Source organism: Trichocoleus sp. FACHB-591, from assembly GCF_014695845.1.
GTDB lineage: Bacteria > Cyanobacteriota > Cyanobacteriia > FACHB-46 > FACHB-46 > Trichocoleus.
Genome location: NZ_JACJPA010000045.1, coordinates 327,524 through 339,838 on the forward strand (window position 1 = coordinate 327,524; position 12,315 = coordinate 339,838).

General features: G+C 48.1%; 10 protein-coding genes. All 10 read right to left on the bottom strand.

Translation table 11 applies throughout. From position 1 onward, the window contains the following. Nucleotides 1-2 precede the first annotated feature (2 nt). Nucleotides 3-1,163 (bottom strand): acyltransferase, encoded by a 1,161-nt coding sequence (locus tag H6F90_RS09670; protein WP_190552268.1) that lies wholly within the window; start codon nucleotides 1,161-1,163, stop codon nucleotides 3-5. A gap of 74 nt (nucleotides 1,164-1,237) precedes the next feature. Beyond that, a complete protein-coding gene (locus H6F90_RS09675; RefSeq protein ID WP_190552269.1) occupies nucleotides 1,238-2,650 on the bottom strand; it encodes an O-antigen ligase domain-containing protein in 1,413 nt (470 codons plus the stop codon). 41 nt (nucleotides 2,651-2,691) lie between these two features. Continuing rightward, nucleotides 2,692-3,528 (bottom strand): glycosyltransferase family 2 protein, encoded by an 837-nt coding sequence (locus tag H6F90_RS09680; protein WP_199295809.1) that lies wholly within the window; start codon nucleotides 3,526-3,528, stop codon nucleotides 2,692-2,694. 108 nt (nucleotides 3,529-3,636) lie between these two features. Then, nucleotides 3,637-4,653 carry a glycosyltransferase family 2 protein gene (locus H6F90_RS09685; protein ID WP_190552270.1) on the bottom strand — a complete coding sequence of 339 codons (1,017 nt, stop codon included), beginning with the start codon at nucleotides 4,651-4,653 and terminating at the stop codon, nucleotides 3,637-3,639. A 77-nt stretch (nucleotides 4,654-4,730) separates the two neighbouring features. Continuing rightward, on the bottom strand, nucleotides 4,731-5,699 hold the full coding sequence (locus H6F90_RS09690; protein WP_190552271.1) for a glycosyltransferase: 969 nt from the start codon (nucleotides 5,697-5,699) through the stop codon (nucleotides 4,731-4,733). 19 nt (nucleotides 5,700-5,718) lie between these two features. After that, on the bottom strand, nucleotides 5,719-6,960 hold the full coding sequence (locus H6F90_RS09695; RefSeq protein ID WP_190552272.1) for a glycosyltransferase: 1,242 nt from the start codon (nucleotides 6,958-6,960) through the stop codon (nucleotides 5,719-5,721). A 50-nt stretch (nucleotides 6,961-7,010) separates the two neighbouring features. Next, nucleotides 7,011-7,994: a glycosyltransferase family A protein gene (locus H6F90_RS09700; protein WP_190552273.1), complete on the bottom strand. Its 984-nt coding sequence runs from the start codon at nucleotides 7,992-7,994 to the stop codon at nucleotides 7,011-7,013. 71 nt (nucleotides 7,995-8,065) lie between these two features. Then, nucleotides 8,066-9,313 carry a glycosyltransferase family 4 protein gene (locus H6F90_RS09705; RefSeq protein WP_190552274.1) on the bottom strand — a complete coding sequence of 416 codons (1,248 nt, stop codon included), beginning with the start codon at nucleotides 9,311-9,313 and terminating at the stop codon, nucleotides 8,066-8,068. Between the two features lie 41 nt (nucleotides 9,314-9,354). Beyond that, nucleotides 9,355-11,208 carry a heterocyst formation ABC transporter subunit HepA gene (hepA, locus tag H6F90_RS09710; protein ID WP_190552275.1) on the bottom strand — a complete coding sequence of 618 codons (1,854 nt, stop codon included), beginning with the start codon at nucleotides 11,206-11,208 and terminating at the stop codon, nucleotides 9,355-9,357. A gap of 131 nt (nucleotides 11,209-11,339) precedes the next feature. Further along, entirely contained in the window at nucleotides 11,340-12,254 is a 915-nt protein-coding gene (hepC, locus tag H6F90_RS09715; RefSeq protein ID WP_190552276.1) for a heterocyst development glycosyltransferase HepC, read from the bottom strand. Between the last annotated feature and the right edge of the window lie 61 nt (nucleotides 12,255-12,315).

Consider the following 12,315-nt stretch of genomic DNA (forward strand, 5'->3'; position numbering starts at 1 on the left):
AGTTATTGAGCATTAACCCAAGCAGATTGCTTCGGAACTAATTTACGTCGTAGCCAGGTAATTAACGGTTTTTCAAGATACAAGTAGGTCAACCAACCAACAATGACTGCGATCACAGTCAACAGGCTCATGGTGAGGAAATTCCCAAATAAACTGACAAGATTTAGCGCGATCGCCACCTTGAAACAGGCAGCCAAACAGGGATAATGCACTAAATAAATCGAGTAGGAAGCATCTCCTAATTCGTTCAGCCAAGTAGGACTTTTCCAACCTTGATTCAAATCAATCGAGGCTGCCCCTAATACAACTAACATCGAGGGTAACCCATAAGCAATCACATCAGGAATTTCTACGTTTGTGTAGTTATCACCCAACCCCGAAGTGATAAATAATACTACTCCTGAAATCAAGTAGATTACTCCTAGTTTTATTCTTTTCCCTACTACCCAATAAGCCGCCAAACAACCAAAAGCAAACTCTAGATTGTGCGGATTAAAAATAAAGTTCAAGAGCAGGGGTGGCTGTACAGCGGAGGCGCGATCGCTGACACTCAACCAGAAAAAGGTCAGAGTTCCGCCTAGCCAACTACAAAGCACAAATCGAGAAACTTTAGGTGTGAGCCAAATTGCCAAACCAAAGATAAAGTAGAAAAAAATTTCGTGGCTTAGGGTCCAGCCAACGATTAAAACCGGAAAGTTTTCTTGAGGCACTAACAAAAGTGACTTTAAAATCACACCTAAATCCCGCTCGTAGCCTTTGCCAAATGAGGGAATTAAAAAGTAAATTGGCAGCAAAGCCAAGGTAATGATCCAATAGAGGGGGTACACACGAATAACTCGTTTAACTATGAAAGCGTTAAGTTTCTGTTTTTGCCCAATATCCGCTTGATGAGCGAAGAAGATAATAAATCCACTCAACACAAAAAAGAAATCAACACCTGAACCCCCAAAAGCAAATAGCCCTGACAGGAAGTTTTGATTTAACTTTTCCTGACTAAATTCAGTGACGTGAAACAACACCACCAACAGCGCTGCAATACCTCGACAAGCCTGAATTAGTTCTAGCTTTTTCCTGGTAGATGAATCTGCGATTACTCCCTTAGCTGAAGTGCCTAACTGTGCTGGACTGATTGCAGCCGCAGGATAATTTGAAGCATCTTTCATGCATTTCTCCTGAAACTAAGTGAAATCCAGCGCGATCAAGAACGAGAGAGTCGCGATCGCCTTTTCTAAACTTTTCATCCTGACTGCAAAGCTGTTAACCGTTGGTAGCGATGGTATTGGCTAGCAGCCAGAGCCATACCCGCAAACCCCCAGAACACAACTCCTGAAAGGGCCAATGTGACGCTGCCTAGGCCAATTTGAGCAAATACACCCAAACTGATCGCACGAGCCGCACTGGCAAAGGTATCGGCCCGAATATCGACAGACTGAAATAAGCTAAACAGCAGCAAAATAATGCCACCTAAATAAGGAATGGTGCCGAACCAACCAAGCGAGAAAAACATACTCAAAATGCCGCTGTCATTACTACCCAAACTGGTGCCTTCCAGCACAAATCCCAAGCCTTGGCCGAGAAATTGGGAGAGCGCTAAACTCAAGGTCGCGGCATAGCCCTCGCTGCGCTGGCTATAGCTGACATCTCCTTTGGTATTCGTGAGAGACTGCAAACGGGCTCCGATCGTGTCGGCAAACGGATCAAGGTTGGCGAGCGGAATAATACAAAGCGCCATCACCACAATCGTCACTACCAGACGCATCTGTAGCTTTGGTTTCAGGGATGGCAAAAAGGTCAACATCGCGACTCCCCAACCAAGCCAAGCCGAGCGGACCAGAGACAACAGAAACGACAAATAGCCCACCCCAGAGGCAAAAAATCGCAGCTTGCCTTTGCCGCTTAGCAGCAACATTAAGCCTGCCAGCATGACTGTGGCGAAGGGGCCAGGGGAGTTCATGATGCTAAAGACCCGAATGCCCAAGGGTTCTGGGGTACCAAAGGCAATGGCTTTAGAATTGACTAGCCAAAATCGGTCCCATTGTGGTGCCACCAAATATTGATACACGCCGTAAGCCCCTGAAACTAAAACGCCCCAAAGAAATATGCGCTCTAAGCTTTGGCGGTAACTCGGATAACTTCGCCAATTGACAAATAGATGAAACCCAAACAGGATCGGGGTGAACCAGTTCAGCATGGGGACTACTACAGCCATTGGCGAGTATTTGATCAGCCCCACCAAAAAGCCGTAGATGACTCCCACAAAAGCCAAAATAAAGGGCAAACCTCCCTGGCGTGTGGCTCTAGGCAGCGATCGCACCAAAGTTGCTAGGGTCACTAACATGACCAAAAAAGGAGCCAGCAAGATAGTACTCGGGTCCACCCAACCACTGTTGTAATCCACCATGCGTCGCACCCAAGGCGACAAAAACGCAATCCACCAAGTAAAGCCTAGGTAGAGCAAGGGATAACGCCCATAGAGAAACAATCCCACCAGAAAAGCGCCCCCAGGAAAGGCAATTCTGAGTAGCCCTGATTTCACCACCAAACATAAGGCTGAAAACAAGGTAAAACCCAGGATTGCCATCCAAGCAGGGGCTGGTTTCAACCCAAAGTTAAAGCTTTTTGTGGCTGCTCTGGAGGAGCGAATTTGCATGAGCTTGTGAAGTAATTAATGACTAAAAAGGTACGAGAAACTTAAGCTTGAACTTGATGAGTCGGCGTCACAGACAAGCCAAATTCTTTTGGTTCTGGTTGAGTATCCCCTTTAGCTCGCCAATCAATTTCATAAAGCTTGATTTCCTTGAGAAAAATGTAATAGCTCCACAAACTAGCCAACGTAAAACCTGCCAAACCTTGGCGATACATGCCATACCAAAGATATTGTTGTAAAAACTTTGCAGGTGGCTTTAATAGCAATCTAATTAAACTAAATTTCTTGCCTAACAAATGAGCTTGGTTAGCATCCAAATCAGTATATTTATTAAATCGAATTACTAGATCACTCATATCTCGAAATCCTTGATGCCATAAAGTTCCTGGCAACAACGTCACAGGGTCGTCTTTGACATCAGGCCCTTCATGAACGAGCACATCTTTAATTCGACATTGAGTTTTGTCATACAAGCGCACATGGGCTTCGGCTCGGCTATCCAGCCATTTGCCAAAAAAGTCTCCAACTCGTTTCACAGAGAGAGCTTTAGTAGTTGGCTCCAAACCCGTTTTCCAAGCTGAAATTGCGATCGCTAGCTCCGTATCTACCACCTCATCAGCATCTAGAAAAAAGATCCAATCATGCTTTGCTTGGTCTGCTCCAAAATTACGTTGCTTCGAGTATCCTGGCCAAGGATTAGTATAAACCTTACAACCCAAGCTCTCAGAAATTTGCACTGTAGCATCTTGACTGCCACCATCAACCACAACAATCTCATCCGCAAAAGGTAAGCAAGATTGAATGGCATTAGCAATACATTCTTCCTCATTTTGGGCAATGATAACTGTTGAGATTGAGCGAATTAAGGTGGCTTGAATCATTTCTCTTTTCCTCTAAAGGTCTATTATTTAATAATTCAAAATTCAATAGATTTTCAGGTTTTCAGGATTTTAAGGAAACCATCTTCAGGAACAGAACAGAGAGTTAACCTATAGATGATTAGAATGCTCGGCAAAGACATTTCGCATTTGCAAAAAAGGACTCGCTAACGACTGAGGGATAAAACTTAAAGCTAAGGCTACCATCGTCCGAAGATTCAATTTTTGATATTGGAGCGATCGCAAGAGATAGGGGCGAGCCGCGATCGCTTGATTTGCCCGCAACAATCCAATCCCCAAAGTCGTATTAGCGTAGGCCCATTCCCGCTCAAAGTATTTCCGTAGCTTTGGAGTCGGAGCATCAGCCATAAAGCTTTCATAGCAAGCAATTCCTGCCTTACCTTTACGAATTTTGGCTTGGGCGTTGCGATTTCCGCTGGTCATGTTTTCCGACTGAGCGTGGACGCGGTAGCAAGCTAAGCGCTCTGGGCAGTAGTAAGCTCCCTGACCAGAACGACAAGCCAGATAGCTAATGTAGTAGTCCCAAAATACGCCTGCTTCCTGTAAGCGCTCCCAAGCCACAGCCTCACAGCGAATTAAGGCCGCAGAAGCTGCAAATACCGAGCGATCGATTAAACCCAGTTCCCAAAAAGGTCGATAAATACCTGCTGGCAATTGATGCCGCTTTTCCCGGCAAGATTGTTTCTCTGTGGCTAGAGCGTCGATCGCGCCCTCCGAGTTAATGATGAAGTAGTCACAGAACGCTAGAGCCAAGTTTGGGTCAGCTTCCAATGGTGGTACTAATTTCTCTAGGAAATCTGGACACCAAAGATCATCATCATTCAGGCTTGCCACATATTTACCTTGAGCCTCTTTGAAGGCGTAGGTTGCGTTCAAGCCAATGCCTAAGTTAGTCGGATTGCGGCGCAAGCGAATCCGCGCATCTTGAAAAGCATCAATAATCGGTTGGGGATGCTCCGGGCTACAGTCATCTGAAACGATGATTTCAAGATTGGTGTAAGTTTGCTGAACGACACTCGCGATCGCCTGCTTTAAATAACCGGGGCGATTGTAGGTCGGAATAATCACACTGACGAGAGGCCCCTGATGCTTGGTCTCTGCGGTCATAATCTGTTTCCCCAATCCTCACAAAGTTCCATCATTCATTGCTGTCAAAGCCTAGGCTCACTAAACTAACCAGGAAATTAACCAGGCACTTCTTGTTTCAGCCAGGGCTTCTGCTTGCGGAGAGTATGCAACAGGTTTCTCAGCTTTTGGTAGCCTTGCGGACCTAACCAACGCATGGCGGTAATAATCAGACCCAGGCGCAGATAGCTTTTGGTGGAACGAAGTTGAGGATAGTAAGTCAAAGCCTGTCGCCGCAAGCTTAAAGCAGTGTCGTAATCCTTCGCCAGCAAAGGCTTCCAAGCGACCGACAGATGAGCCCGCCCATAGGCTCGATTTTTCAAATGCTGGAGTTCTGGGGAGGCAGAGGCAAAGGTTTTGTCGATTACCTTCAAACGATGGTTGAGATGCCGCTGCAAGTTATTCGATTTGCTGTTGGCATGCTGGCGATAAAACACCAACGGCTCCTTTACCACAGCAAAGTGATAGCGAGCGGCAATGCGAATCCACATATCCCAGTCTTCCGCCGATCGCAGTGTTTGGTCAAAAACTCCCACCGTTTCAAAGCAGCTACGCCGCACCATCGGAGAACTACCACAAAAGATCTGATTTTCTTCGGCGATCGCTTGCCAAATCTCTCCCTCAGCATCCGACATTAACACTTGGTCGGTTAAGTTGCCCGCCGCATCCATATTCACCACCCAAGTATTGACCAACCCAACGGCTGGATCTGCCTCCAAACACCGCACCTGTTTTTCTAGCTTGGTCGGTGCCCACAAGTCATCGGCATCTAGGAAAGCAATATATTCTCCTTGAGATTCCGCAATGCCTCGGTTCCGGGCTCCCGCTGACCCTTGATTTTCCTGGGTAATCAGCCTGACGCGAGCATCGGTTAATGCAGATACCCATTCCACGGTGCGATCGGAACTGCCATCATCTACGATTAACAGTTCAAAGTCTGGATAAGTTTGCTCTAGGACACTCGCCACCGTATCGGGCAGATAGGCGATCGCGTTGTAGGTGGGAATCACGACAGAAACTTGGGGCATAGGTCATCCTCTGAATTTACTAACAGGGTTGAAGCAACAGTTGCTGGTAAATTTCCACCAATCGGTCATTCAACTGGTTGATGTTGTAGTGAGTTTCTACATAAGAACGACCTGCGTGCCCCATTTGAGGCCAAATTTCTGGCTGCTCAATTAAGTAGCTGAGCTTGCTAGCTAAAGTATCAGCATCCCGCTCAGGCACTAATAGACCAGAGCTGCCATGTTCGATCAGCTCTGGAATGCCGCTGTGGAACGTACTAATCACAGGTAATCCCATTGCCATTGCTTCCATCAAAGCCACAGGAATTCCTTCTTGATCGCCGTCCTGGCTGGTAACACTCGGCGCTAGCAAAATGTGAGCTTGGTTCAAAATCTCCAATACTTCCTGATCTTGTTTCCAACCTAGGAGCTTCACATGCTTCTGAACACCCAGGCTCTGAATTAGGTCAGATAAAAAGTCTCGCAGTGGCCCATCCCCAACTACGTGATACTCCAGGTTTGGGTACGTTTCAGCTAGTTGAGCCACGGCTCGAATGCTGTACTCAATTCCTTTTTTCTCCACTAAGCGGGCGATCGTGACTAAGCGGATGCGACCATCGGCATCGGGTTGGCGCGGCGCAAAGGTAAACTTTTGGCAGTCAATCCCCATCCGATGAACCATAATTTTTTGCTCATCACAACCCAATTCAATCAAGCGCTGCTGCCACCGCTGACTGATGGGCAGAAACAGGTTGCCCATGCGAAATAGAGGATCGTAGAGGCGATCGCCAAACAGCTTCAAACTGGTCGTAATATCAAAGCCATGAAAGGTAGTGATTAGTTTCCCTCTGAGGGCACCGATATCTTTAAGAAAGGCACTTTGCAACCCACTCCACCCAAAGTGGCAATGAATAATGTCATAGGCAGGCCGCTCTTTGAGTAGGGGAAGAGTGGGGTAGAGCAATCGGAAAGAGGCCGCTTCTTTGCCGTACTTCAATACATTGAGCGATCGCCCCAACAGCACCGGATCTTTGAAGCTATGCGTCAACAGCAACCCAGTCCCCTTGACCCATCGCCAGATTTGATTGTCAGGGATAGGGGGCCAATAGTGAGTGTGGCGCAGCAAATCGTACTTCTCGACATCTGGATGAGTTTTAGGCTGCTTTTGCCCGACGTTGGCATAAATATCGACTTGATGACCTCGGTCAATTAATCCTGTAATTTGGCTCAGGATAAAAGTTTGAGATAGAGAGGGAAATTCTCCAACGACAAAAGCAATTTTCATGACTCAATTTCATCCCTAGCGACTCGTCTCACACCGCAAAGTTTGTGCGTTTACGATCGCACCAAGCTCTTGACCTGCCGCAGCCGATCTCGTAAACCAGGCGAGTCCATCAACCAGAGATGCACCTGGAGTTTGAGGTAGTCTCCCAAGAAATTCTGTGCCACTGGATAATCTTGCAAAAGCTGTTCTGCGGTGCCGCGATCGCCTGCCCGAATGCAACGCTCGGCAGCGATTACAGCTAAATAAGTCAAATAACGCTCCAGAGCTGAGTGATATTCAGGCGGACAATCCATTCGTAAAGGTTGAGGATCGCTCAGCATCGGCCAAGGCGGCACTATCTTTCTCGCACTATAAGCTGATATCTCAGACGCTTCGGTATGCCACCAAAACAGAGGCGTGGGATTGCGATAGATTTTGTAGTTCAGGGCAATTTGCACCCACAGATACACATCCTCGCCATAGTTGCAGCCGTTCTTGGTGTAAAAGCCGCCAAAGCGTTCTAACACTTGTCGCCGACAGACAATCGCGCCCGGATGAAAGAAGTCTATGACTTGCTTGGTTGACTGACCATCCAGGTTGATCGGCATCCGCCACTCCCCTTCTGTCACCCCAAACCGTCGGCACTCAGGCTCCCAACTGGTGCGATCGCTACCCAAGAAGCGGCCAAAGGCACTCATTGCACAATCTGGATGTGCTTGCAGTTGTTGCACAGACTCAGCTAAATACGTTGGCAGCCACTCGTCATCCGCATCCAAAAAAGCGATCAGGGAAGCTCGACTTTCCCGAATTCCTCGATTGCGAGCTTCACCTGGTCCTGCATTTGCCTGACGGATAAATTGCAGCCGAGGATCTGTGTAGCTCTGGACAATTTCTGGCCCGTTGTCCGTGGAGCCATCATCCACCACGATGATTTCAAAATTTTGATGTGTCTGAGCCAAGATAGAATTTAATGCTCTAGCGATATATTGGCCCTTGTTATAGAGCGGAATAATGATCGAAACATCTGGGTTGCTGTGAGTTTCCACTAAATTCATCGGGTACCTCTGAGATTTAGACCTTGCGACTGGAGCTAGTTGGCGATCGCTTGCATACGATTGGGGGACTGCTACCGAGTCACTAATCCTGCCAGTGCTGTCGGATTGGTCACGACTTCGTGCTCCCAAGCTTGCAGGCTTTCGGGCGAGGGACCTAACCGCACCGGACCTGCCTCGACTGCTTCCTGCAAAACGGTTTCTACTTCAGCCACCATCCGCTCCACCGGAAAACGCTTCTCGACATAGGCGCGACACCGCTGGCCTAAAGTAGGATCTGTTTCTTGCCAATTCCTCAGAGACCGCAGGCGATCGCTTAACCCTGCCACATCTCCTACAGGAATCTGAAACTTTTCAAATTCATCTGCAAGCACATCTGGAATGCCACCGTATTTGAGGCCGAGCGCTGGAGTTCCACAGGCCATCGACTCAGCTAAGACCAACCCGAAGGTATCTGGCAATAAACTGGGCAATACCGAAACATCGGCAGCCCGGAATATTTCAGGGAGATCGGTGCGGCGCCCTAACCAATGCACACTGTTGCTGATGTTGAGTTGGCTGCACAAGTCTTTGAGTTCCTGGACATACGCTGCTGCCGCTTCGGGTGAGGAGTGAACTACAGGACTGCCGACAATCATCAACCGAGCTTGCTCAGGGGGCAATCCCAGTTGAGCAAAGGCCCGGATCAGCATCTCAATGTTTTTAGGGCGATCGATGCGACCTGCATAGAGCACGGCAAAAGCATCTGGAGGTACATCTAGCCGCTGTCGAGTTTGCTGGCGATCGCCCTGCATCGAAAACCGTTTCAGGTCAATGCCGTTGTAAACCACTTGCAGCGTTTTGGGGTCAAATCCAGCTCGCAGGTAACCTTGAAGCGTGGCCTGCGAAACCGTCATAAACCGGGTGACATGTTTCAACCCCCACTTAATCTGTGGCCGAAATGTTTTGTGGGGAAAGATATGTAGGTGACAGACCAGGGGCACTCGCTTCAGCCGAGCCACAGCGCCCCCAAAAAATGCTTCTCTCGTCTGGTTGATATAAACCACATCAGGATTAATCTTGAGCGCTGGCAAGAGGGAGCCGAGCCAGGACAGCGACGAGAGGATGAGGTGACGTTTTCCGGTCGTATCAATTACATAACGTCGTACCTTGGTCATCGACTTACAAAATTGCTGGTACTTGGGCAAAAAATCTCCATCTTCCCGATAGATCAGATGAACTTCATGCCCCCGCTGCGCTAGACCTGTACAAACTTCGAGCAAACACCATTCCTGTCCGCCTCGACGAGAAGAAGGTTCATTTTCTAAGACCAGAATTTTCATAGCAATCTCCTTGGCTTAACGGTTGCAACTCCTTACATGCTTCATCCAGCGGTTGAGCCAACTTCATGCTGCATTTGGTGATACTTCCACAGCTTGCCACCTTGAGCGAGCAATTCCTGATAAGTGCCTTGCTCAACAATTCGCCCCTGCTCTAGCACCACTACCTTGTCCGCTCGGACAATCGTGGAGAGTCGGTGGGCGATCGCAATCACTGTGCGACCTGTAGACAGTTTTTCTAAAGACTCCTGAATCAGACGTTCTGAAACCGAGTCCAGCGCACTCGTGGCTTCATCGAGAATCAGAACCTCTGGGTTGCGAAGCAGTGCCCGCGCGATCGCCAGTCGTTGTCGTTGCCCCCCAGAGAGCCGCACCCCGCGATCGCCCAGTTGGGTATCAAATCCTTCTGGCATTTCCTGAATGAACTCTAGAGCATTGGCAAATTTAGCGGCTTCCCAAATTGCGGCTTCATCCACCCCGTCTAAGCCATAAGCAATGTTATTGCGGACAGAAGTGTTGAAGATAAACGTATCTTGGCTCACTACTGCCATGCGGCGACGGACCGAATTGGTGTCAAACTCGCGCAGATCTACGCCGTCCATCAACACTTTGCCTTGAGTTGGGTCGTAGAAGCGGGGAATCAAATCAACCAATGTGGTTTTTCCTGCGCCTGATGCTCCCACTAAAGCGGTCATTTGGCCGCGATTAATTGTGAGGGTGACATTTTGCAGCACCAAATGCATTGGGTCATAACCAAAGTCAACGGAGACCAATTCGATCGCTTTTTTGACTCCAGTAAACTCTCGAACTCCATTGGGTAAATATGGTTTATTGTCAGTGCGCAGAAGCTCTTTAATATTGTCTACTGAGCCGCGAAAGCTACTAATTAAAGCGCGGTTGCCATTGATTTCGTGAACTGCGGGCACTAGCCGAAACAAGATGAATAGAAATGTGAGCAACGAAGCGGTTTGCATCGTGCCATTGGCGACAAATACAGTCAGTGCCACAATGATCATGCCGATCAAAATAGTGGTCGCTAATCCTTCTGCTAGAGGACGCACGATCGCCCAGCCAATGACTGCATTGGTTCCTGCTTCCACAATGTCATCGCTGGCTTTATAAAACCGTCTGCGCTCGAAATCCTGTGTCGCAAAAGATTGGACGGTACGAATTCCATTAATAAATTCCATTGCGATCGAAGCAAACCGACCATTGGCTTGCGACACCGGAAAACTTGCTTCTCGCACTTGCTTATTCAGCGTGGATAACCCTACCCCTAGCAGGACAAATAGCATCACCGAACTAACCGATAACTGCCAGGAGATGCTAAATATAATCGCCACATAGACTAAAAGGGTCAAGCCTTTAGTCATAATGAAAGCGCTTAAATTAAAAACTTGCCTCAGTCGCCCAATTTCACTAGTGATGCTATTCAGTAGTTCACCCGATTGAGATTTACTAAAGTAACTCAGGCTCAAGGATTGCCACTGCTCAAAAATTCGCTTATGTAAGCGATTCACCAAGTGCATTTGGGCTTTTTCGGTATACACATAAGTCAGGTAATTAAATCCTGCCCGCAACCAGGTTGATAACAAAATCAAGCCAGAAACCCGAAACAAACGGCTGGTTTCTGATGTGTTTATACCTAAAATCCAAAGATCAAACCAACGAATTCCGGTTTGAAAGGGTTCAGCACTAGGGTTAACCAAGTTTTGTAAGAACGCCAACAAGAACCCTAATCCGAATCCCTCAAATGCTGCCGCTAGAAGCGAGAAAACCACAGCCAATATTGCGATTTTTGGAAAATACTGAAACTCTCGTAGAATCAGGTCGTTATCTTTCCAAAAACTTGTCGCTTTTAGCAACTGACGGAGAAACGCTGGAAGCTTGAACTGCATTATGTTTCTAGTGGGGTAAGAGTTGTCACGCTTCAGGAAAGGTCCTTGATAACCTCTCCTCCAACCCCTCTCCTACAGGAGAGGGGAGTTGAAGACGGGATAATGTGGGGATGGCATATCATCCAACGACCTTAGTAGGCACCGAAACCAGTTAGAACCTTAGGCACTGTGAGCAGGAGAATTTTTAAGTCCTGCCAAAGTGACCAGTGACGGAGATATTTCAAATCAGAGCGGTTGACTGTATCAATGTCTCGCATATTGGAACGAGCCATCACCTGCCACGGTCCGGTAATTCCGGGGAGCGCATTCAGTCGCTGCCTGACTTCGGGGCTAATCCGGACTGCGTCATACAGCGCCCAAGGACGAGGACCAACAAAACTCATCTCTCCGCGCAGCACATTAAATAGTTGGGGTAGCTCATCCAGACTGTACTTGCGTAACCAACGACCATTAGGAGTGACGCGGGGATCGTTCTCATGTTTGTGCAAGCCTGGCTGATGGCCCATCACTTGGTGGTGCAGTTGCTCAGCATTCGCGCTCATGGTGCGGAACTTATAGATCCGGAACAAACGACCTCGTTCTCCCACCCGCCACTGGCAGAAGAGAATCGGGCCAGGAGATTGCAAACGTACCAGTAAGGCGATCGCAAGGAACACAGGACTAAGGAGGAGAATGGCGATCGCGGCGGCAACTCGGTCCAGCAGACGCTTGATCCGCCAACTCCTGCCAGATTGCTTCTTTGGTAATTCTGAGGTGTTGGGAATAGTGAGGAACAAAGACTTACCTGCTTGCTCACAGGCATCCGCCCAGAATCGGAGTTTCTCTTCTCCCACATCTGGAGCAAGACTGATCAGGCGAATGGGCGATCGCTTGAGGCAGGCGATTAGCCAACGCTGGCTTTCTAGAGAGGGTAGGTAGTTGCTAGCGCTGTTGGGAGCGCGGCGGACTACCAGATGTTTTTGTCGCCATTTCAGTTCGTACTTAAAAGAGCGATCGCTCTTGGGGAGAACCTGGACAGAATTTGTAGGGATTGAAAGTAGATTCATAGCGATTCAGAGGGATAAGGTGACTCGGATGAAATTCAATCGGTAACCAATTTCGACATCT

Bases quoted from the DNA above. Each gene is read 5' to 3' on its own strand.
- H6F90_RS09670 (WP_190552268.1), bottom strand. From the start codon at position 1,163: ATGAAAGATGCTTCAAATTATCCTGCGGCTGCAATCAGTCCAGCACAG.
- H6F90_RS09675 (WP_190552269.1), bottom strand. From the start codon at position 2,650: ATGCAAATTCGCTCCTCCAGAGCAGCCACAAAAAGCTTTAACTTTGGG.
- H6F90_RS09680 (WP_199295809.1), bottom strand. From the start codon at position 3,528: ATGATTCAAGCCACCTTAATTCGCTCAATCTCAACAGTTATCATTGCC.
- H6F90_RS09685 (WP_190552270.1), bottom strand. From the start codon at position 4,653: ATGACCGCAGAGACCAAGCATCAGGGGCCTCTCGTCAGTGTGATTATT.
- H6F90_RS09690 (WP_190552271.1), bottom strand. From the start codon at position 5,699: ATGCCCCAAGTTTCTGTCGTGATTCCCACCTACAACGCGATCGCCTAT.
- H6F90_RS09695 (WP_190552272.1), bottom strand. From the start codon at position 6,960: ATGAAAATTGCTTTTGTCGTTGGAGAATTTCCCTCTCTATCTCAAACT.
- H6F90_RS09700 (WP_190552273.1), bottom strand. From the start codon at position 7,994: ATGAATTTAGTGGAAACTCACAGCAACCCAGATGTTTCGATCATTATT.
- H6F90_RS09705 (WP_190552274.1), bottom strand. From the start codon at position 9,313: ATGAAAATTCTGGTCTTAGAAAATGAACCTTCTTCTCGTCGAGGCGGA.
- hepA (WP_190552275.1), bottom strand. From the start codon at position 11,208: ATGCAGTTCAAGCTTCCAGCGTTTCTCCGTCAGTTGCTAAAAGCGACA.
- hepC (WP_190552276.1), bottom strand. From the start codon at position 12,254: ATGAATCTACTTTCAATCCCTACAAATTCTGTCCAGGTTCTCCCCAAG.